The sequence below is a fragment of the Stutzerimonas stutzeri genome, from assembly GCF_000935215.1.
Lineage (GTDB): Bacteria > Pseudomonadota > Gammaproteobacteria > Pseudomonadales > Pseudomonadaceae > Stutzerimonas.
The window spans coordinates 1-19,859 of record NZ_JXXD01000068.1; the positions used below are offsets into that span (position 1 = coordinate 1).

Below are 19,859 nucleotides of genomic sequence, written 5' to 3' on the forward strand. Positions count from 1 at the left end.
CTTGCGTGAAAAGATTTCGCTCGGGCCCGCGGGGCCTGGGCTTGTGGCGGCGCAAGAGGGGGCCACGCTTTAAACAAGGATGACCCTGGTAGGACAAAAGTCTAAGATGCTCGGCCCGCCATCAACCTGCTTCGGTCATGTCCTCACAGCGCATCAAAACCCCTTGCATTGGTCTGTGCTCGACGGTGTACGGCGATATCGTCTGCCGTGGGTGCAAGCGATTCCATCATGAGGTGGTTAACTGGAACGCCTATGGCGAAGAGGAAAAGCGGGCGGTATGGCGGCGTCTGGAAATCCTCCTGGCGCAGGTCATGACGGCCAAACTCGAAGTGTTCGATGCTCAGCTGTTGCGCCAGCAGCTGGAGGCTCGGCAGATCCGCTTTGTAGTGGAGCAGTCTCCCTACTGCTGGGCCTATCAGTTGATCGCGCGCGGCGCGCGGCTGATTCAGCAGCTCGAAGCCTATGGCGTTGCTTTGCTACCCGAATTCCGTGATCGACCGCTGCCTGAACTGCGCGACGCGATCGATCAGGAGTTCTTCCTGCTTTCCGAGGCTCATTACGAGCGCTACATCGCGCCACGCTTTCTAGCGGAAGGTATCGACTTCAGGGTCTGATGAAGCCCGCGGGCCAGTGCTTTCGTTCGGGGCGGTCTGACTCAGTGGCGAACCAGGTCTTCGAGGTGATCGATGATGTCGTTGGGCTTGAGTACCAGGACATCGCTTTCCAGCGTGTCGAGCACCACCTCGGCAGTGTTACCCATCAGCGCGCCAGAGAATCCGGTCCTCGCCACCGTGCCGATCACTGTGACGACGGCCTTGAGCTGGTGGCAAACGCGCGGAATCAGCGCATCGGCAGGGCCTTCCTCGACATGTAGCTGAGCGTCAGGAATCTGAAACTCTTCCTGGAACTGCTTGCAGGCATCTCTATACCGAGCTTCGATGGTTTCCTTGAGTTGGAACGCCGGGTCGGCGGCGGAAAGCATCGCTGAAGGATGCGCACTGATGACGTGCAGCTTGCCGTCGGCGAGGCTGGCGATCTCGTAGCCGTGATTGATGATGGTCGCGTGCAGCGTGCGGTGTTCCAGATCGGCGTTGCCGACGTCCACCGCGGCGAGAATGTTTCCGCCTGTCCATGGCTTGTCAGTTTTCACCATCAGCACCGGGCTGGGGCAATAACGCAGCAGCTTCCAGTCCTCGGGAGTGAGCAGGGCGCGCTTGAGGGGGTTGTCCGGCACGTGCTGCTTGACGACCAACCCGCAACCTTCGGCCTGCTGCACGTTGATGATGGTCTGATGGATGCTCTCGTGCCACGCCTGCTGGGTGGACACCTGATGGCCCTCGCTAGCCAGCTGTTCGCTCAGTGAGGTCAGGTGGGCACCGTGGTCGTGTTTGGTATCGCACACCAGCAGGTGCAGGCGGGACTGGCTGACACTTGCGATCAGTCGCGCACGTTTGAGTGCCAGCTCTTGCGGCTGGTTCGGGTCAATTACCACGAGGATGCAGCGAATGGCTTGCATGATCGGCTCCATTTCCAGATTCAGGTTGGTCAACTATAGACAAGCCTGCGATGCCGGCCGTGATGTATATCAAGCAAGGCTGGCTGCTCCGCGCGGCATTCGCAATAATGCCCGTCCGGTGTCCGGCGGTGCCATTTAACTGTCGGCTTATTAAGTTCCTGAATATGCAAGGCTAGACATGCTTCCTGATCTCAACGAATTCCTCGGTTGTGCCACACCCGCCGCATGGGTGGATGCAGCGTTGCAGAATCAGGATGTGATGCTCATCGATCATGGAAACTGCGAGAAGAAGGCGGCAGGTGCGGCGTTCCAGTTGATGTTTCGCTACGTTGACAAACCGGACCTGCAGAACAAGATGTCGCGCCTCGCCCGTGAGGAGCTGCGTCATTTCGAGCAGGTACTGGCAATCGTTCGCCGACGAGAGATCCAGCTGCGGAACGTTGGGTCGTCACGCTATGCAGCCGGCCTGCGCGAACTCGTACGCAATCATGAGCCGTACCGGCTGACTGATACGCTGGTGATCGGTGCCTTTATCGAAGCACGCTCCTGTGAGCGTTTCGCCATGTTGGTGCCGCATCTGGATGAGGAGCTGGGCAAGTTCTATCACGGGCTGCTCAAGTCGGAAGCGCGGCACTTTCAGGACTATCTCAAGCTGGCGTACCAATATGGCGATGCGGCCGATGTCGATACGGCGATCATTCGGGTACGTGAACGCGAGCGCGAGCTCATCGAAAGCCCGGACGCCGAGTTTCGCTTTCACAGCGGCGTGCCGCTGGCGGCTTAGTTCAGATCGAACGGGGCCTGTTGAAAGCCGCTCTCGTCGACCTGTAACGCCCAGCCTTGCTGGTCCCAGTCGCCGAGCACGATGCGCCGTGCCGGGCGGCCGTCGACTTCCAGTTCGTGTGTCGCGGGGCGATGGGTGTGGCCATGGATCAGGGTCCGCACGCCATGCTCGGCGAGTACTCGAGGAACCAGCTCCGGGGTGACATCGATGATGTCCGAAGCCTTCATGCGCGTCTGGGCGCGACTTTCATTGCGCAGCTTGCGCGCGAGTTTTCGGCGAGTGGACAACGGCAGATGACGCAGGATGAACAGGCTGAGCGGATTGCGCAGCAAACGCCGTAACCGCATGTAGCCTTCGTCGCGGGTGCACAGGCTGTCGCCATGCATCAGCAGGACGCGCTCACCGCCGAGCTGGACCACACTCGGGTCGCCCAGCAGCGTACAGCCCGCCGCGCGGCAGAAGCCCTTGCCCAGCATGAAGTCACGGTTGCCGTGCATCAGGTAAATGCGCGTACCGCGTTCGCTCAGGGCGCGTAACGCGTCGGCGATCGATTGCTGGAAGGGTGTCATGGCATCGTCGCCGATCCAGACCTCAAAAAAGTCGCCGAGTATGTACAGCGCTTCGGCCTGGCACGCGCGAGTGGCGAGAAAATGCAGAAACGCCCGGGTAATGTCCGGGCGTTCCTCTTCCAGGTGCAGATCGGAGATCAGCAGAATCACTCGCGATTACTCGACGATTTCCGCTTTCTCGATCACCACGTCTTCCACTGGAACGTCCTGGTGACCGGATTTCATGGTGGTCGCCACGGCCTTGATCTTCTCGACCACGTCCATGCCTTCGGTCACCTCGCCGAATACGGCGTAACCCCAGCCCTGAACGGTTGGCGCGCTGTGATCGAGGAAGTCGTTGTCCTTCACGTTGATGAAGAACTGCGCGGAGGCAGAGTGCGGCTCCATGGTGCGCGCCATGGCCAGGGTACCGGTCTTGTTCGACAGGCCGTTGTTGGCCTCGTTCTTGATAGGGGCGCGAGTCGGCTTCTGCTTCATGCCAGACTCGAAACCGCCGCCCTGGATCATGAAGTTGCTGATCACGCGGTGGAAGATGGTGCCGTCGTAGTGACCGCTCTTCACGTATTCCTTGAAGTTGGCAGTGGTTTCCGGTGCCTTGTCTTCGAACAGGTTGACGGTGATGACGCCGTAGTTGGTGTGCAGTTTGATCATCGGGGAGAGATTCCGTTTTCGTGGGGCTGGCCAAGTGCGGGACAGGCCGCTGCAAGGGTCGTCGTACCGAATGCCGTCAGGCGCTGATGGCAGTGCCGCCTTGGGCGCATTGCTCTGTCAGGGGGTTGACGGGTCCGCTATGATAAGCGCTTTGATTTGGTCGGCCTACCCTGAGCCGCACTCGCTGATCGTTAAGGACATCATGAGCAAGCCCGAGACTCCCGCCGCTAGCAACTTTCTCCGTCCGATCGTCCAGGCCGACCTGGACTCCGGCAAGCACGCCAAGATCGTCACCCGCTTCCCGCCTGAGCCCAATGGCTATCTGCATATCGGCCACGCCAAATCGATCTGCCTGAATTTCGGCCTGGCGAAGGAGTTCGGTGGCGAGTGCAACCTGCGCTTCGATGACACCAACCCGGCCAAGGAAGACCAGGAGTACATCGACGCCATCAAGAGTGATGTCGAATGGCTGGGCTTTCAGTGGGCGGGCGAGGAGCGCTATGCCTCCAATTATTTCGATCAGCTGCACGAGTGGGCAATTCACCTGATCAAGGCGGGCAAGGCCTATGTCTGTGATCTGACGCCTGAGCAAGCGCGTGAGTATCGCGGCAGCCTGACCGAGCCCGGCAAGAACAGTCCGTTCCGCGAGCGGTCGGTGGAGGAAAACCTCGATCTCTTCGCGCGCATGAAAGCCGGTGAATTCCCGGATGGCGCCCGTGCGCTGCGGGCGAAGATCGACATGGCTTCGCCCAACATGAACCTGCGCGACCCGATCCTCTATCGCATTCGCCATGCGCACCATCACCAGACCGGCGACAAGTGGTGCATCTACCCCAGCTACGATTTCACCCATGGTCAGTCGGATGCCATCGAAGGCATCACGCATTCGATCTGTACATTGGAATTCGAGGATCACCGTCCGCTGTATGAGTGGTTCCTGGCCAACTTGCCGGTGCCGGCGCAGCCGCGTCAGTACGAATTCGCTCGCCTCAACCTGAACTACACCATCACCAGCAAGCGCAAGCTCAAGCAGCTGGTCGATGAGAAGCACGTGAACGGCTGGGACGATCCGAGGATGTCGACGCTTTCGGGCTTTCGTCGTCGCGGTTACACCCCGGCGTCGATCCGCAATTTCTGCGACATGATCGGTGTGAATCGCGCCGGTGGCGTCGTCGACATCGGCATGCTGGAGTTCGCCATCCGCGAAGATCTTGATGCCAATGCAGCCCGTGCAATGTGCGTGCTCAAGCCGCTCAAGGTGGTGATTACCAACTACCCGGAAGGTCAGGTCGAGAACCTCGAGCTACCGCGCCATCCCAAGCAGGATATGGGCGTGCGGGTGCTGCCATTCAGCCGGGAACTCTACATCGACGCCGGCGACTTCGAGGAAGTCCCTCCGGCTGGGTTCAAACGCTTGATTCCGGGCGGCGAAGTGCGCCTGCGCGGCAGCTACGTCATCCGTGCCGATGAAGCCGTGAAGGATGATCAGGGCAATATCGTCGAGCTGCGCTGTTCCTATGACGAGAACACCCTCGGCAAGAATCCGGAGGGGCGCAAGGTCAAGGGCGTCATCCACTGGGTGCCGGCCGCCGAGAGCGTCGAGTGCGAGGTGCGTCTGTACGATCGCCTGTTCCGCTCGGCCAATCCGGAAAAGGACGAGGAGGGCGGTAGCTTCCTCGACAACATCAATCTGGAGTCGCTGGTTGTGCTCAAGGGGTGCCGTGCCGAGCCGTCGCTGGCCAGTGCCGAACCTGAAGAGCGGTTCCAGTTTGAACGCGAAGGCTATTTCTGCGCGGACATGAAGGACAGCAAGCCGGGCGCTCCCGTGTTCAACCGCACCGTCACGCTGCGTGACTCCTGGGGTCAATGATGGCGCTGTCGATCTACAACACGCTGACCAAGACCAAGGAAGCGTTCCGCCCGCTGGAAGGCAACAAGGTGCGTATGTACGTCTGTGGCATGACGGTCTATGACTTCTGCCACATCGGTCATGCACGGGTGATGGTCGCGTTCGACGTGGTCACCCGTTGGCTGCGCCACCGCGGCTACGACGTGACCTACGTGCGTAACATCACCGACATCGACGACAAGATCATCCGCCGTGCCAGCGAGAACGGCGAGCCGTTCCAGGCGCTGGTCGAGAGAATGATCGCCGCCATGCACGAGGACGAGACCCGCCTCAACGTACTGCGTCCGGATATCGAGCCACGTGCGACTGACCATATCGCCGGCATGCATACGATGATCCAGACGCTCATCGACAAGGGCTTCGCCTATGCGCCGGGCAATGGTGATGTCTATTACCGGGTCGGCAAGTTCGTCGGTTACGGCAAGCTGTCGCGGCGCAAGATCGAGGACCTGAAGATCGGCGCGCGCATCGAGGTCGATGAGGCCAAGGATGATCCACTGGATTTCGTGCTGTGGAAGGGCGCCAAGCCAGGTGAACCGAGCTGGGATTCGCCCTGGGGCGCCGGTCGTCCGGGCTGGCATATCGAATGCTCGGTGATGTCGACCTGCTGCCTAGGCGAGACCTTCGACATTCATGGCGGTGGTCCGGATCTGGTGTTCCCGCACCACGAGAACGAGATCGCCCAAAGTGAAGCAGCCACTGGCAAGCAGTACGCCAATGCCTGGATGCATGCCGGCGCGGTGCGTGTCGATGGCGAGAAGATGTCCAAGAGCCTAGGCAACTTCTTCACCATTCGGGAAGTGCTGGAAAAGTACCATCCTGAGGTGGTGCGCTATCTGCTGGTTTCCAGCCACTATCGCAGCCCAATCAACTACTCCGAAGACAGCCTGCGCGAGGCCAAGGGCGCCCTGGAACGCTTCTACAACGGCCTCAAGGGCCTGCCTGAGGCGACGCCGGGCGGCGGCGACGAGTTCGTCGCGCGCTTCGGCGTGGCGATGGACGACGACTTCAATTCGCCGGAAGCCTGCGCGGTGCTGTTCGAGATGATCCGTGAGGTGAACCGTCTGCGTGAGTCTGATCTGGCCGCAGCTGCGGCGCTGGCTGCGCGCCTCAAGGAATTGGCTGGTGTATTGGGCGTGCTGCAGCTTGAGCCTGAAGCCTTCCTGCAGGCTGGTGCGGCGGGCAAGGTCGATGCCACCGAGGTCGAGGCGTTGATCGCTGCGCGCCTCACGGCTCGAGCTGAAAAGAACTGGGCCGAATCCGATCGTATCCGTGAACAGCTCACCGCGATGGGGGTGGTGCTGGAGGATGGCAAAGGCGGAACGACATGGCGTCTTGCTGAATAAAAGTGACGGCGTACTCAAAAACGGCACCGAAAGGTGCCGTTCTTGTTTTACTCGCAGTAGTTATCGATGCAAATGTTCGGCGGCGTGCAGTGTGTTTTCCAGCAGGCAGGCTCGGGTCATCGGACCTACTCCACCCGGAACCGGAGTGATCCAGGCGGCACGTTCGCTGGCTGGTCCGAATTCAACGTCGCCCAGCAGGCGCCCGTCGGCCTGGCGGTTGATGCCCACATCGATGACGATCGCCCCAGGCTTGATCCACTCACCCTTCACCAGACCGGTGATACCGGTCGCTACCACGACCAGATCAGCTCGGCGAACGTGCTCTTCGAGGTTGCGGGTGAAGCGATGGGTAACGGTGGTGGTACAGCCAGCCAAGAGCAGTTCCAGCGCCATTGGGCGACCGACAATGTTGGATGCGCCCACGACGACCGCATCCAGACCGTGCAGATCGACACCGGTGCTCTCCAGCAGCGTGATGATCCCCTTTGGCGTGCAGGGGCGTAGCAGCGGCATGCGTTGCGCGAGACGACCGACGTTATAGGGGTGGAAGCCGTCCACATCCTTGTCCGGACGGATGCGCTCGAGCAATTGCGAAGCATCGAGGTGTTTTGGCAGCGGCAGTTGCACAAGGATGCCGTCGATGGAGGCGTCGTCGTTGAGCTGATCGATTAGCGCAAGAAGATCTTCCTGGCGAGTATCGCTCGGCAGGTCATGGGCCACGGAATTGAAGCCCACCTCCGCGCAATCCTTGCGCTTGTGCGCCACGTAAACCTGGGAGGCTGGGTCGCTGCCCACCAGGATCACGGCGAGGCCGGGAGCGCGAAGCCCTTGGGCGCGGCGTTCGGCAACACGACCGGAGATCTGTTGGCGAATGTTGGCAGCAATCGTTTTACCGTCGATCAGTTTTGCGGTCATGACGCTTGGTTAACCATTGGAGAGGACTTGGAAAGGGCGCGTATTCTCGCATGTCGCAGCGATGTGGCAAAGGCGAAGCAGCTACCGGCACCTGTAACTCCTTTATCTAACTGAAATTTTTTTGAATTTGCTGTTGACGAGTGTTTGGAGCCTCTATAACATTCGCCCCGCTTGTCGAGCACAGCCTGCTGCTGGGTAAGATGGCTTTCGAAGAGGGTTACTTCTTCAATAGCCGGAGCTTCAAGTCTGCGCTCCGAACAGAATGCAGATAAAGCGCCCGTAGCTCAGCTGGATAGAGCATCCGCCTTCTAAGCGGATGGTCGCAGGTTCGAGTCCTGCCGGGTGCGCCATTTCGGCCTCTGGCACAAGCAAATGCAATATGGTGGGCGTAGCTCAGTTGGTAGAGCACAGGATTGTGGCTCCTGGTGTCGAGGGTTCGATCCCCTTCGTCCACCCCATATTCCAGAAAGCGCCAGGCATTGCCTGGCGTTTTCGTTTAAGCCCTGCTTGGCGGACGTGGTGAAATTGGTAGACACACCAGATTTAGGTTCTGGCGCCGCAAGGTGTGAGAGTTCGAGTCTCTCCGTCCGCACCATCTCATGATTTCGAAGCTTTGCAAGAAGAATCGAAAATCTTTAAAAGCCCCGTAACAGGGGCTTTTTTGTGTCTGCTGTTGTAACACGTGAGGCTACGCACGATGCCTTGCAGCGCAGACGGCGGAGGTTGATGGTACTGATTATCCTCGCCGCCACAGACGACTCAATCGATGCCATGCGGGGCGTTGTAGCTCAGGTGGTTCAGGCCAGTGGGCCTTCTTGCTTTCGCATTGCACTATGCCGTTGGTACCGAGCCTCAGGCGCCAGCGCTGGGCCGATGGAAAATGCTCACCGGGATTGGTGTGCAACAGCAGCAGGTTGTAGTCGTGCTGCTTCTCGATGGGGTGGGCTTGAACTGAACCTTTGCTGCCATCGCTGGCGGAATCATCTTCGTCGGCCGGGACAAACAATTTGTTGTGGCTCGCCTGGATCATCGCGCAAAGCTGTTCGCAATCCAGCGTGAGCCGCTCCCGAATCTCGTCGTGTTCCAATGCTGCGTTGTCCAGACTCAGCAGCACGCGATAGCAGATGATCTGCCGCTCCTCGTTGGTGGCCCATTTGCCGGAGTGTTCCCGAACCAGGGGCGGTAGATCCGCCAGCTTGCGGTAGTCGAGCCAGACCCGTTGCTGCGCGAGCAACTTGCGGGTGTAGGGCATGAACAGGCGAATCTTCCAGCGCGGCTTGCCTTTGCGTAGTCTGCGGGTGATGGCGGTGATCATGTCGTCGCGCAGCAGATCACGGACGGCGTAGACCAGCGCTATCACAAGCAGAAGAGTGAGCGAGAGTTTCTCGCTGGCGTCGCGCGCATTGAACAGGAAGTAGGTGAAGAGCGACATGATCAGCATCGTCGACGCCGCCTTGACCAGCTTGTGAGTGCCGGCGCCCAACTGCGTAACCTTCGAACGCAGCAGTACTGGGTACTCCAGCAGCCGGTGATATAGAGCCATGCGGTTCCATATGCGTGTCGGGGTGCCGTGGAAGTCGCTCAGGTACTCGCGCTCCTTACGGTATCTGTGTTCCTGGTGCAGGAACTCCGCCACTGATTGCTTGAGTTCCTCGTCGAGGGCCGCGTAGCCCTCGAGGGTCATGCTTTCCAGCAAGAATTGCTCGGCATGCCACGAGAAATAGATGTCCATCTGGCGGAAGTAGCGCTGTTGGTTGCTCTGCTTCGGGCTGGACTTGCGCAGGCGTTGCGCGAAGTTCTGGCTGAGCCGCAGGGCTCGCGCTACGGGCTCTGCCACAGCTTCGGACGTGAGCATCTGCTGGCGCAAGCGCTCCATTGAAGCCTGGTACTGGAAGAACCAGGAGCCGTACATGATTTCGTAGTGCGGTGAGAGCAGCACGAAGGATTGGTCAGCCTTGCTGATGCGGTCCTTCGATGGCATGCCAAGCAGCCCGAAACTGTGCGTTAGGGTCGTAAAGAAAAACTGCTCTTCCGACAGGGTCCAGGCCGACAGGTTGCTCTCGTGCGGGGTGAACAGATACAGCTCGATCTTGTGCCGTCCAGGCTGCTTCAGCGTGCGGGTCAGCTGCAGGCGGAAATCACCTTTGCGCTTGAGCGAAAACACGGAACCCCCAAATGACAGTAAAACGTGGCCAGCTTAGCAAGCTTTGCTAGCAGGTACGCGAGAGTGGCTTCTGCCTGAGGATGGTTCTGTCGGGAAGCCTTGCGCATAGCCCCTTTTGCCTGTCCCAGGCTATGCAACAACGCGAGGGTAACTGCTCGCCGTATTCGCAAGTTTGCTAGCCACCACAGCGCGCTCGCTGCACTCCGAGCAACACGCTCGTCTGCCATGGATCACAGCGCAGGCGAGCTACCTGCGGCTGACAACGAAATGATCGATTGAAGCATCTAATTGTGTATCGGATGAAATTCATCCTATGATTAAAACATGGGATGAATTGAAAGGTGATCATATGTCGTTGCAGTACACCTCGCGCTCGTCACTTGTAGAACGGGTAATCGAGCAAATGCGGTCGCAGATCAATGCTGGCGAGTGGACGCCGGGTATGCGAATTCCTACCGAAAGCCAGCTCAGCAACTCTTTAGGTGTTGGCAGAAATACCGTCAGAGAGGCAGTGCGAGCGCTGGTTCATACCGGGGTGCTGGAGGTCCGCCAGGGTGCGGGGACGTTCGTACTCTCCAGTCGAGACCCGTCTGGATTACTCCAGCGCCTAGATCACGCCGCGCTGCATGACCAGCTCGAAGTCCGACGCGCGCTGGAGGTCGAAGCTGCGCGTCTGGCTGCGTCGCGGCGCACGGATGAGGACCTGCAAACGATACGTGACGCTCTCGGAGCGCGAGGGACCTGGACCGATGACGCCTCACTTGAAGCGTTCGTCGAACGGGATGCCGATTTTCATCTGAGCATCGTCCGCGCCAGCCACAACACCACGCTGCTGGAAATGTATCAGTTCTTCTGGGCGGGTCTGCAGAACACCATTGCCAAGACGGAGGGCGAGCAGCAGCTCCCGGAACCCACCTATGCAGCACACGCAGTTGTCTATGACGCCATAGCCCGCGGTTGTCCCGAGCAGGCTGCCATAGCGGCCAGCGAGCTATTGACTCCGGCGCTCGAAACGCTGGCCAGTACGCTGGAAACCGATTCTCGAAACGCGGACACAAGGGAGTAGAACTTTCATGGATCATTCGATCACAACGTGGGCAATTCTGCTGGTTGCCGCTTTTCTTGGCGGCGGGCTGAACGCCATTGCCGGTGGCGGTAGTTTTTTCACGTTCCCGGCATTGGTTTATGCCGGCGTGCCTGCTGTGGTGGCCAATGCCTCAGGCACGCTCGCGCTTCTACCTGGCTATTTTGCAAGCACCTGGGGCTATCGAGAGGACCTGCGCCCGCCAGCAACGCTGTCGATGGGGACGCTCGTTGCCATCAGCCTCGGCGGCGGTGCAGTAGGGGCGGGGTTGCTGCTGACCACGCCCGATGACGTATTCCGTGCGATCGTGCCTTGGCTATTGCTTATCGCGACGCTGCTGTTCGCCTTCGGGCCCTGGTTATTGCGCAGGTTCAAGCGCGATTCGACCGAAAATGAGGCGAATGCACTGGTGCAGGGTTTCACTCTGGCTGTTGTCAGCGTATACGGCGGCTACTTCAATGGCGGTCTGGGCATCGTGCTACTCGCTGCATTCAGCTTGCTCGGCTATCGAGACATCAACTCGATGCAGGGGCTCAAGAATCTGGTTTCGTCTGTACTGACCGCGATCGCCGTGTCTGTATATGCATTCGGCGGTGCGATCCTATGGCGCGAAGCGCTGGTGATGATGCTGGCGGCGACTGTCGGCGGCTATGTCATGGCACGCGTCGGTCGCCGGCTCCCTTCGAGCTTCGTTCGGGCGGTCGTGATCATCACAGGTGCCGTGATGACGGTGCTTTTTTTCCGCGCCTGATACCGGCTTGCTCCATAGGGACCGATTCCGCCTTCTCGCCAATCACTGCTTTCGCTTAAGCTTGATGAGAATTGTTATCTTTAAGCGATGGGTGCATCCACCCAACAGGGAGTGGCAATGGGCGGATACCTGGCTGATGTGCTGGTTATAGAAGACGATCAGGTTCTCAGCGCTCAACTCGGCGATCTGTTACGCCTGCAGGGATATGCAGTGCGCTCCAGCTTGCTCGGCGAAAGCGGGCTGGCTATGGCGTTGGCCAATGCACCGGACCTGGTGCTGCTGGATGTGATGCTGCCGGACATCAATGGGCTTTCTGTACTGCGCCGGCTGCGCGAGCAACAACAGACACCGGTGATCATGCTCACCGCATGCGGAGCAGAGGAAGAACGGATTCGCGGACTGCGCCACGGCGCGGATGACTATCTGTCCAAACCATTCAACCTGACCGAACTACAGCTGCGCATCGATGCGATCTTGCGGCGAACTCGCAGCATGGAACATCGCGTACCGTCGCCATCGACGCTTCAGGTCGATTCACTTGTGCTCGAACGATGCAGTCTACATGCACGCGCCGGCTCGTATGACCTCGCGCTGACGCCCTTGCAGTTCCGGCTGCTTTGGCAGTTCTTGCTGCAGCGTGGGGAGGTGCTCAGCAAGCCTTATCTCTACCGTGTGGTTCTGGATCGTGAGTACAGCGGTTATGACCGCAGCCTCGACATGCACGTCAGCCGGATACGGCGACATTTGAGCGATGCAGGCGTGGCAGCCGACCGCCTGCAAACGCTCCACGGTCGTGGCTACTGTTTCCAATGAATCGGCGCCTGTTCTGGAAACTCTGCCTAGGCGTGGCGCTGGGTAGCGTAGCGTTGTTCTGGGTCATCGCACGGCTTAGTGGTCAAGCCGAAGAACAGATGAGTTTCATTGACGCCGACCATCAGCGCACCCTGCGTCAGTACGCACTGCAGGCCGAAGAGCTGTATCGCACTGGCGATGAGCGGGCGCTGCGGGACTGGCTGCGTAGTGTGCAGCGCCAGGAGCAAATCTGGGCAGCCGTAGTCCAGCCGCAGCTGCAAGCCTTGGCCGGCAGTGAATTGTCCAAGCGCTTCCTCAGTGAGTTTAGTCTCGGGCGGGACCCGTCCTGGAAGATCCACCTCTACTTTCAGGACAACCCGATCATGGACGTGCCGTTCGCCGATGGACAGCGGCATTTTCTGATTCAGCTGCCGCAGCGAATGCGGCCCGGGCATTACTGGTACCCCGCGCGGCTGTTGCTCGAGCTGGTTCTGCCGCTGATCCTCTTGGTGATTGGCTGCCTCTTGCTGTATCGCCATCTGATGCGACCGCTGAATCGACTCCAACAAGCAACCCGTCGCTTCAGCGAAGGGGATTATGAAGCTCGGGCCGGATTGTTGCTGGGCTCGCGACGCGATGAGCTGGCTCGAGACCGAGCGCCCGAGGCTGCGCGACGAGACGCTGGATCTCACCGATCTGCTCGACAGCATTATCGACGACGCACGTTTCGAATTTCCGGACCGCCACATCGATACGCAACTTCCCGTAGAGGCTGAACTAACTGGCAGTTGCCACCGCGCGCTTGGCCAAGCGATCGAGAACATCGTACGCAACGCTCTTGAACATACGCCACCCGGTGGCACGGTGAGCATTCATCTGAACTGCGATCCACAGACGTACCTTCTTGAGGTCATCGACGAAGGGTCTGGGGTGCCAGAGCAATGGTTAGAGCGCATTTTCCAGCCATTTGAGCGTTTGAGTTCAGATCGAGCGGGATTCGGTCTTGGGCTGGCTCTAGCGCAGCGCCAAGTCTTCGCCATCGGCGGCTGCCTGACTGCGCGCAATCATGAGCAAGGAGGGCTTTGCATGACTATCCGGTTGCCACGCGAGGCCTCTGCCGCGTAACAGTTGTAAAAGTGATACAGAAGGCCGATCCTTCCGGTGACAATCATTAATACGAAACGTTCGCATTAATGATCGAGGTTCACCAATGCAACACTGTCCATGCCAGCGGTCTTTACTTGGCTCCTTATCGTTCGCTGCGCTGTTGAGCGCTTTGCCCTGCCAGGCTCAATCCAGCGATCCCCTTGAGCTCGACGGTGTCGAAGTGACCGCGCGCCATGTTCAAGAGGACAGCGTTGAGGCCGAACAACTTCAGCATTTTCAGGCGGCTGATCTTCAGGATGTGTTCGAGTCCAGCCCCGAGGTCTCGGTTGGCGGCGGTCCCGCAGTCGCGCAGAAGCTCTATTTGCGTGGCTTCGAGGACACGCTGCTCAATATCACGATCGATGGTGCCAGCCAGCCAGGTCAGACGTTCCACCACACCGGTCGTATTGGTATCGAACCGGAACTGCTAAAGCGTGCTGAGGTGCAGGCGGGGACGGGTGACGCGACTTCCGGGCCAGGGGCGCTGGGTGGTTCGATTCGATTCGTCACCAAGGACCCCGATGACCTGTTGCGGGAGGGTGAACAGGTAGGCGCGCTTATCAAGGGTGGCTATTTCAGCAGTGCTGAAGGTTACAAACCCAGTTCGAGTCTTTACGGCCGCTTCAACGAAAACTGGTCTGCATTGGCCGTGGCGACCTATCAAGAGCAAAACGATTACGAAGATGGAAACGGGCGCGATGTGCTGGGCACGGGCGCGCGTCAGCAACTAGGTTTCGCCAAGCTGGTCGGCCGGTTGAACGATGAGCAGACGCTGCGCCTGTCCTACGAGAAGCGCACCGATGAAGGCGAACGCACCCAGCGACCTCAATGGATCCCGAGCGGCTTCAATCCGCTCTTTCCTTTGGAAACAGAGCGTGACACCTGGACGTTGAAGTACGGCTGGAACCCGCTAAGCGAACTGGTCGATCTTGAGGTGACTACCTACCACACGTCCACAGAACTGCAGCAGGATGGCCGCTGGGGGCTGTATATCGGCGATACCGCTAGCGCAGGGTTGGATGTGCGCAATACCAGCGAATTCGGTGCTCATCGTCTGACGTATGGGATTGACTACCGAGACGACAAAACCAGTCTAGGCCCTGCCGGCGATCGCGATCTGGATCAGGAGGAGGGCAGTGTGCTCGGTTTCTACGTCCAGGATAGTTATCGGCTGACCGAGAGGCTGCTGTTGGGCATGGGTGTTCGTTACGATCGATACCGCCTTGATGATCGCGACGGGCAGGACTTCGCCGACGCAGGCTTCAGCCCAAATCTGAGCCTTCGCTACCAGGTAACTCCGCAACTTGCGCTGATCGCTGGGCACTCCCAAGCGCTTCGCGGCGTGCAAGTCCGCGATGCGTTCAAGCTTGACGCGGCTGCCAACGAGGCGGATCTCGATGCCGAAAAAGCGCGCACCAACGAGCTGGGATTCGAATTCCGAGAGGGCGGTTTGGAGCTGTCCGGCAAGATCTACGATACGCGGATTCGCGATGCGATCTACGATCCCAGCGGCCGGCCCAATCTCTATGTGAACGGCGGGACGCTGAAAAGCCGCGGCGTTCTGCTCCAAAGCGCTTATCACTGGCAGCAGCTGAGCGTTGGGCTGAGCTTCCACCATAACGATATCGAGCTGGACGGCGATGACCTGAACGTATACGAACACAACGGTCTCGGTACCACACTAGGCGATACGTGGATTGGCTTCGCTGATTACCGGGTTGGTGACAGGTTGAATTTGGGCTGGCAGGGCCGTTTCGTTCAGGCGGTGGATTCACTGCACACCGGTGTCGGCACTCTGAACAAACCAGGGTATGGCGTGCACGACCTTTATGCGCAATGGGCGGCTTTGCCCGATGAACGTCTTGTCCTGAACCTGACGCTGAAGAACGTCTTTGACAAGCAGTATCTGGATCACGCCAGTAACGAAGATTTCGAGCGTATCCCAGGCTACGAAGGTGTGCGTGGCAGTTACGAGTCTGGCCGCGAGCTGCGCCTCGGTGTGGCTCTGCGAATCTGATGATCTCTGATCAGGGCGGGCCTGAGGTCGCTCACCTGACTGTATGACCCGAAGAGCATCTTTCGGGCCACCAGACGTATCGATGCACTCAGGGCTGTCAGCTCAGAACCAGGCGGACGTCGATGTTCCCGCGAGTTGCATTGGAGTACGGGCAAACCTGATGTGCAGCGTCGATAAGGCTTTGGGCCAGCTCCCGGTCAAGGCCTGGCAGGCTGATCTGCAGCTCGACCTCGAGGCCGAACCCGCCAGGGATCTGGCCGATACCGACGTTGGCGGTAACCGCGGTGTCGGCCGGCAACGTTTGCTTCTGCTGGCCAGCGACGAACTTCAGGGCGCCAATGAAGCACGCCGAATACCCGGCCGCAAACAGCTGTTCCGGGTTCGTTGCGTCGCCTCCCTGACCGCCCAGCTCGCGAGGAGTGCTCAACTTGACGTCAAGGTTGCTGTCCGACGAAACGGCTCGCCCATCGCGCCCTCCGGTGGCCGCAACGGTTGCTATGTAGAGAGGCTGAATGGGTTGCATGATTTTCTCCTTAGCGTAATGGAAGTTATTTTGCGCGCTAACTAAATGCCGTGAGGAAAGTAGTCAGGATTTACTTTGCGCGCAAGGTTTTTCGCCCTTCGGCCATTCCGCCGCTGGCACAGCAGCGAGCATCGTCGGGCCGCTAGGAGGGATTAGGCGAGCTTTTGCAGTGCGGTGCGCAGGGCGATGATTTGCGTCTTTAGCGCTGCCACCGTTTCCGCGGTCTGCCCGCTGGCGCTGAGGATACTGGCCGGAAAGCATTCGGCTTCAGCCTGTAATGCTCGACCCTGCTCGGTCAGGCGCAGTTCCACTACCCGTTCGTCATCGCTGCGGCGAGTGCGAGTGATGAAGCCTTCAGCCTCAAGCCGTTTCAGTAGCGGTGTGAGCGAGCCCGGATCGGTCAGCAGGCGCGCGCTGATGTCACCTACGGTGATGCCATCGCCTTCCCATAACACCAACATCGCCAGGTACTGCGGATAGGTTAGGCCGATCCGTCGAAGCATCGGCTTGTAGACCTTGGTCATCAGCAACGAGGTCGAATGCAAAGCGAAGCAGAGTTGGTTGTCCAGCTGCAGGGCCGGACAGGAGCGGGGCTTGGTCATGATCGGAATGGTCGGGAAAGGTGGCATAACGTTATAGCCCAAACCTCTGGCGCGCAAATGTAGCGAAATCACGCCTGTTAGCCGTAATAGCGGAGCTGTAGGAGCGCCTGTCAAAACGAGCTCATTTCGCCTTAAAGAGAGAGGAGCGGGAGCTTATAAATAGCGGCTCATTTCAATGAAAATTAGATTAGCGGTTACGTGCGTATTGTTTTTGTCGCGCAATTGAACACTTACAGAAAAAGTTTTGATATCTCAGCGGGCGTTTGTTGGATATGGACTAGCGCTATCCCATTAAAAATAGCTGACGATTGTAGCCCGGTATCTATCCGGCTGCTCTCTTTATCGACGGTAGAGGACGACCTCTGACCGCCTGTCGGCAGTCTCGTCGCCAAGACTCAAGCGCATTCCAATGCTGGTATTAATTCCGCGCCGTATACGCTGGCTGCCATGCCTGCGCCAAGCTTGACTCGAATCAATTCTTTCCCTATCTGGGATTAATACCAGATCAATTATTCTGCGCTTTTAATAAGCTTATTTTGAATTAATAGGGTGCGCCGCAACTTTTTACTCCGACGGATAGTTTTCTCATGACTAAACTGATGGTCGAGATCAACTCGGTGTTAAGAGGGCCAGGCATGCGCCATTGTTCTAGAGTTCTGCTGCTAGTGTTGCTGGTTTTACCAAGTGTCCTTTGGGCGCAAGCGAAATCCAGTAGCGATGTAAGTTACCGCCCAGATGTCACGATTACACTTAGGACCGACATCGCAGATGGAAAACTCGTCTATGTCAGTGAGTCCGGCCCGACGCGTGGCGAAGTGAATCCCGAATTGCGGGTGCCGGAAGGTGCGGTGGTTCAGATTAATCTGATCAATGGCGACGGCGCAGTGCATGATATCGCCGTACCTGAATTCGACGCTGCGTCCAGCGAAATTTCCGGCAAAGGCGCGGCGACCGGAATCGTGTTTCGTGCGACCAAAAGCGGGACGTTCGAGTACTACTGCACACTGCCTGGCCACAAGGCTGCGGGAATGGTCGGCAAGCTGATTGTGGGCGATGGACCGGCGGCGGTCGTCGAACAAGGCAAGGATTTGTCCAAGGATCCGATGCAGGTAGGTGAGCCGGTTGGTGACCGTGAGCCGAAGAGCATCACCCTTGACCTTCGCACGACCGAGGAGGAGGGCCGCCTCGCCGACGGGAGTACCTACAAATTCTGGACGTTCGACGGCACGGTGCCCGGCCCCATGGTGCGGATACGCGAGGGCGATACCGTCACCCTTAATCTCAGTAACGAGCCTGACAGCGCCCATATCCATTCCATTGATCTGCACGCCGTGACCGGCCCGGGTGGTGGTGCGGCGGTTACCCAGGTGGCACCGGGGCAAACACGCTCCTTCACCTTCAAGGCATTGCAGCCGGGGCTATACGTCTATCACTGCGCTACGCCGATGGTTGCTCAGCACATCAGTAACGGCATGTACGGACTGATTCTGGTCGAGCCGGAGGGTGGACTGCCGAAGGTCGATCACGAGTTCTATGTAATGCAGGGTGAGCTGTACACCGCCAGCCCTAGGGGGGCGCGCGGTCTGCATGAGTTCTCGCTGGACATGCTGCTGGGTGAAACGCCGCAACACATGATGTTCAACGGCGCGACCGATGCGCTGACCAAGACCCACAAGATGGAAGTCAACGCAGGCGACAGCGTGCGCATCTTCTTCGGAGTCGGTGGCCCCAACCTGATCTCCAGCTTTCATGTGATCGGTGAAATCTTCGACAAGGTCTTCGACCAGGCTTCGCTGACCAGTCCGCCGCTGACGGATGTGCAGACGACCCTCGTACCTGCCGGCGGAGCGACCATGGTTGAGTTCGTCGCGGATTACCCGGGCAGATACATCCTCGTTGATCACGCCCTGTCGCGCGCCGAGAAAGGCCTGAGCGGTGTCCTGACGGTGAAGGGCGACGCGGATTCCTCGATCTTCTCCAGCCCCGAACCGATCGATCCGCATTCCGGGCACTGAGCGCGGTTTGCTTATACGGCAGCTAACGCTGCGAAGGAGAAAGCATGCAGGCTCGAAAGCTCTACGGCCCGTTGAAGATCCTGAGTGTGGTCGTGCTGGCGCTGATGTTCGGCGCGATGCTCTATGCATTCACGATGACGCTCATTCACTGGACAGGCATCAATGTCTGAGGGCACGCCATGAACAACCGTCAAGCGAGGCTCTTCGCGATTGCTGCAACCGGTGTGGCGACGCTCGTGTTCATCGGGCTGACGGTGGATAGCCACCGGCAGTTTCCCAAGCTGACCAATGCCGACAGCATCACGGCGGAGGTCAAGCACGGGATGGATGTCTGGCACAAATACAACTGCATCAACTGCCACACGCTGTTCGGCGAGGGCGCGTACTACGCGCCCGATCTGACGAAGATCACCCAGCATCGCGGCGAGCCGTATCTGAAGGCTTATATGCGTGATCCCTCGAAGTTCTACGACGAGAAGATCCATCGGCGTCTGATGCCGAAACAGGACCTGGCCGAAGACGAAATCAGTGACCTGATCGCCTTTCTCGACTGGGTCAGCAAGGTGGACAACCAGGGCTGGCCGCCGCGACCGATCCTGGTGACCGGCAGTTTCGTGCCGGGTGCAGACACACTGAAGACTGGCGGCGAGCAACGCAGTGATTTGCCGCCTGGTGCCCGACCGGTGGATGCCGGGGATGACGAGCGTGCCCTGGGTGAGCAGGTTTTCCGAGGCGCAGTGCCTGCCTGCAATGCCTGCCACTCCACCGCCCCCGGCGCTGATATGGCTGGCCCCACGCTCGCCGGTATTGCAACTCGGGCGGCGGCTATCGTCGCGGCGCCCGACTACCAAGGGCAGGCGCAGGATGCGCGCGGCTATATCCGCGAGTCGATCGTGTCACCCAGCGCGCACATCGTTCCCGGCGCGATGTATTCGGCAGACGGCACCTCGTTCATGCCGGCCGGTTACGACGGCAGCCTGACGGATGAGCAGATCGATCAGCTGACGGCCTATCTCGAAACGCTCAAGTGACACGACGGCCAAGCCGACCCACGTTCGCTTCAAGGGGAAACTAC

General features: G+C 59.0%; 19 protein-coding genes, 3 tRNA genes and 1 pseudogene. 16 read left to right on the forward strand and 7 right to left on the reverse strand.

From position 1 onward, the window contains the following. Positions 1 to 137: 137 nt before the first annotated feature. Positions 138 to 614 (forward strand): DUF1289 domain-containing protein, encoded by a 477-nt coding sequence (locus tag LO50_RS08630; RefSeq protein WP_031297307.1) that lies wholly within the window; start codon positions 138 to 140, stop codon positions 612 to 614. 41 nt (positions 615 to 655) lie between these two features. Here the strand turns inward: LO50_RS08630 and LO50_RS08635 are convergent, their stop codons facing one another. Continuing rightward, entirely contained in the window at positions 656 to 1,516 is an 861-nt protein-coding gene (locus LO50_RS08635; protein ID WP_044314750.1) for a universal stress protein, read from the reverse strand. A gap of 178 nt (positions 1,517 to 1,694) precedes the next feature. Between LO50_RS08635 and LO50_RS08640 the strand changes: the two genes are divergently transcribed. Continuing rightward, positions 1,695 to 2,300 (forward strand): MiaE family protein, encoded by a 606-nt coding sequence (locus LO50_RS08640; protein WP_044314721.1) that lies wholly within the window; start codon positions 1,695 to 1,697, stop codon positions 2,298 to 2,300. Here the strand turns inward: LO50_RS08640 and lpxH are convergent. Next, complete coding sequence (lpxH, locus tag LO50_RS08645) at positions 2,297 to 3,019, reverse strand: UDP-2,3-diacylglucosamine diphosphatase (protein ID WP_044314722.1); 723 nt, start codon at positions 3,017 to 3,019, stop codon at positions 2,297 to 2,299. The genes LO50_RS08640 and lpxH overlap by 4 nt on opposite strands. Positions 3,020 to 3,025: 6 nt before the next feature. Beyond that, positions 3,026 to 3,520 carry a peptidylprolyl isomerase gene (locus LO50_RS08650; protein ID WP_003300175.1) on the reverse strand — a complete coding sequence of 165 codons (495 nt, stop codon included), beginning with the start codon at positions 3,518 to 3,520 and terminating at the stop codon, positions 3,026 to 3,028. A gap of 202 nt (positions 3,521 to 3,722) precedes the next feature. Here LO50_RS08650 and LO50_RS08655 point away from each other — a divergent pair, with 202 nt between their 5' ends. Together LO50_RS08655 and cysS are read left to right on the forward strand one after the other, a co-directional pair. Next, entirely contained in the window at positions 3,723 to 5,390 is a 1,668-nt protein-coding gene (locus LO50_RS08655) for a glutamine--tRNA ligase/YqeY domain fusion protein (protein WP_044314751.1), read from the forward strand. Beyond that, the gene (gene cysS, locus LO50_RS08660) at positions 5,390 to 6,775 is read left to right on the forward strand and encodes a cysteine--tRNA ligase (RefSeq protein ID WP_044314723.1); all 1,386 of its coding nucleotides are present in this window, start codon (positions 5,390 to 5,392) and stop codon (positions 6,773 to 6,775) included. The genes LO50_RS08655 and cysS overlap by 1 nt, the downstream gene beginning before the upstream one ends. A 60-nt stretch (positions 6,776 to 6,835) precedes the next feature. Here the strand turns inward: cysS and folD are convergent, their stop codons facing one another. Continuing rightward, positions 6,836 to 7,690 (reverse strand): bifunctional methylenetetrahydrofolate dehydrogenase/methenyltetrahydrofolate cyclohydrolase FolD, encoded by an 855-nt coding sequence (gene folD / locus LO50_RS08665; protein ID WP_044314724.1) that lies wholly within the window; start codon positions 7,688 to 7,690, stop codon positions 6,836 to 6,838. Positions 7,691 to 7,963: 273 nt separating this feature from the next. Between folD and LO50_RS08670 the strand changes: the two genes are divergently transcribed. The 3 genes from LO50_RS08670 (at position 7,964) to LO50_RS08680 (ending at position 8,285) form a co-directional block, all read left to right on the forward strand. After that, positions 7,964 to 8,040: transfer RNA gene (locus LO50_RS08670), tRNA-Arg, on the forward strand. Positions 8,041 to 8,072: 32 nt separating this feature from the next. Continuing rightward, positions 8,073 to 8,148 (forward strand) — tRNA-His (locus LO50_RS08675). 52 nt (positions 8,149 to 8,200) lie between these two features. Continuing rightward, positions 8,201 to 8,285 (forward strand) — tRNA-Leu (locus LO50_RS08680). A 141-nt stretch (positions 8,286 to 8,426) separates the two neighbouring features. On the opposite strand, the gene LO50_RS08685 is transcribed toward LO50_RS08680, so the two are convergent. After that, positions 8,427 to 9,854 (reverse strand): hypothetical protein, encoded by a 1,428-nt coding sequence (locus LO50_RS08685; RefSeq protein ID WP_023445806.1) that lies wholly within the window; start codon positions 9,852 to 9,854, stop codon positions 8,427 to 8,429. 349 nt (positions 9,855 to 10,203) lie between these two features. On the opposite strand from LO50_RS08685, the gene LO50_RS08690 reads away from it, so the two are divergent. From LO50_RS08690 to LO50_RS08710, 6 genes and pseudogenes are all read left to right on the forward strand, one after another. Then, positions 10,204 to 10,920 carry a FadR/GntR family transcriptional regulator gene (locus LO50_RS08690; RefSeq protein WP_044314752.1) on the forward strand — a complete coding sequence of 239 codons (717 nt, stop codon included), beginning with the start codon at positions 10,204 to 10,206 and terminating at the stop codon, positions 10,918 to 10,920. A 7-nt stretch (positions 10,921 to 10,927) separates the two neighbouring features. Further along, positions 10,928 to 11,689, forward strand: coding sequence for a sulfite exporter TauE/SafE family protein (locus LO50_RS08695; protein ID WP_044314725.1), 762 nt, complete (start codon positions 10,928 to 10,930; stop codon positions 11,687 to 11,689). A 117-nt stretch (positions 11,690 to 11,806) separates the two neighbouring features. Continuing rightward, on the forward strand, positions 11,807 to 12,502 hold the full coding sequence (locus LO50_RS08700; protein WP_044314726.1) for a response regulator transcription factor: 696 nt from the start codon (positions 11,807 to 11,809) through the stop codon (positions 12,500 to 12,502). Positions 12,503 to 12,600: 98 nt separating this feature from the next. Further along, positions 12,601 to 13,074 (forward strand): annotated as a pseudogene (locus LO50_RS25340) (histidine kinase sensor domain-containing protein); the annotation flags it as partial. A gap of 43 nt (positions 13,075 to 13,117) precedes the next feature. Continuing rightward, positions 13,118 to 13,606, forward strand: a complete 489-nt coding sequence (locus LO50_RS25345; RefSeq protein ID WP_236690572.1) for a sensor histidine kinase — start codon at positions 13,118 to 13,120, stop codon at positions 13,604 to 13,606. A 202-nt stretch (positions 13,607 to 13,808) separates the two neighbouring features. Continuing rightward, on the forward strand, positions 13,809 to 15,644 hold the full coding sequence (locus tag LO50_RS08710) for a TonB-dependent receptor domain-containing protein (RefSeq protein ID WP_425521997.1): 1,836 nt from the start codon (positions 13,809 to 13,811) through the stop codon (positions 15,642 to 15,644). Between the two features lie 97 nt (positions 15,645 to 15,741). Here the strand turns inward: LO50_RS08710 and LO50_RS08715 are convergent, their stop codons facing one another. After that, entirely contained in the window at positions 15,742 to 16,167 is a 426-nt protein-coding gene (locus tag LO50_RS08715) for an organic hydroperoxide resistance protein (protein WP_044314728.1), read from the reverse strand. A gap of 152 nt (positions 16,168 to 16,319) precedes the next feature. After that, a complete protein-coding gene (locus tag LO50_RS08720) occupies positions 16,320 to 16,796 on the reverse strand; it encodes a MarR family winged helix-turn-helix transcriptional regulator (protein WP_023445813.1) in 477 nt (158 codons plus the stop codon). Between the two features lie 560 nt (positions 16,797 to 17,356). Here LO50_RS08720 and nirK point away from each other — a divergent pair. The 3 genes from nirK to LO50_RS08730 are packed head-to-tail and all read left to right on the forward strand — an operon-like array spanning position 17,357 to position 19,815. After that, positions 17,357 to 18,784, forward strand: a complete 1,428-nt coding sequence (gene nirK / locus LO50_RS08725) for a copper-containing nitrite reductase (protein WP_236690573.1) — start codon at positions 17,357 to 17,359, stop codon at positions 18,782 to 18,784. A 44-nt stretch (positions 18,785 to 18,828) separates the two neighbouring features. Then, complete coding sequence (locus LO50_RS25575; protein ID WP_015277086.1) at positions 18,829 to 18,954, forward strand: hypothetical protein; 126 nt, start codon at positions 18,829 to 18,831, stop codon at positions 18,952 to 18,954. Positions 18,955 to 18,963: 9 nt separating this feature from the next. Beyond that, the gene (locus tag LO50_RS08730; protein WP_044314730.1) at positions 18,964 to 19,815 is read left to right on the forward strand and encodes a c-type cytochrome; all 852 of its coding nucleotides are present in this window, start codon (positions 18,964 to 18,966) and stop codon (positions 19,813 to 19,815) included. The last annotated feature ends 44 nt before the right edge of the window (positions 19,816 to 19,859 follow it).

Coding starts and splice junctions, on each gene's coding strand:
- LO50_RS08630 (WP_031297307.1), top strand. CDS start 138: ATGTCCTCACAGCGCATCAAAACCCCTTGCATTGGTCTGTGCTCGACG.
- LO50_RS08655 (WP_044314751.1), top strand. CDS start 3,723: ATGAGCAAGCCCGAGACTCCCGCCGCTAGCAACTTTCTCCGTCCGATC.
- folD (WP_044314724.1), bottom strand. CDS start 7,690: ATGACCGCAAAACTGATCGACGGTAAAACGATTGCTGCCAACATTCGC.
- cysS (WP_044314723.1), top strand. CDS start 5,390: ATGGCGCTGTCGATCTACAACACGCTGACCAAGACCAAGGAAGCGTTC.
- LO50_RS08650 (WP_003300175.1), bottom strand. CDS start 3,520: ATGATCAAACTGCACACCAACTACGGCGTCATCACCGTCAACCTGTTC.
- LO50_RS08715 (WP_044314728.1), bottom strand. CDS start 16,167: ATGCAACCCATTCAGCCTCTCTACATAGCAACCGTTGCGGCCACCGGA.
- LO50_RS08635 (WP_044314750.1), bottom strand. CDS start 1,516: ATGCAAGCCATTCGCTGCATCCTCGTGGTAATTGACCCGAACCAGCCG.
- LO50_RS08690 (WP_044314752.1), top strand. CDS start 10,204: ATGTCGTTGCAGTACACCTCGCGCTCGTCACTTGTAGAACGGGTAATC.
- LO50_RS25575 (WP_015277086.1), top strand. CDS start 18,829: ATGCAGGCTCGAAAGCTCTACGGCCCGTTGAAGATCCTGAGTGTGGTC.
- LO50_RS25345 (WP_236690572.1), top strand. CDS start 13,118: ATGAGCTGGCTCGAGACCGAGCGCCCGAGGCTGCGCGACGAGACGCTG.
- LO50_RS08700 (WP_044314726.1), top strand. CDS start 11,807: ATGGGCGGATACCTGGCTGATGTGCTGGTTATAGAAGACGATCAGGTT.
- nirK (WP_236690573.1), top strand. CDS start 17,357: ATGACTAAACTGATGGTCGAGATCAACTCGGTGTTAAGAGGGCCAGGC.
- LO50_RS08730 (WP_044314730.1), top strand. CDS start 18,964: ATGAACAACCGTCAAGCGAGGCTCTTCGCGATTGCTGCAACCGGTGTG.
- LO50_RS08720 (WP_023445813.1), bottom strand. CDS start 16,796: ATGCCACCTTTCCCGACCATTCCGATCATGACCAAGCCCCGCTCCTGT.
- LO50_RS08640 (WP_044314721.1), top strand. CDS start 1,695: ATGCTTCCTGATCTCAACGAATTCCTCGGTTGTGCCACACCCGCCGCA.
- LO50_RS08695 (WP_044314725.1), top strand. CDS start 10,928: ATGGATCATTCGATCACAACGTGGGCAATTCTGCTGGTTGCCGCTTTT.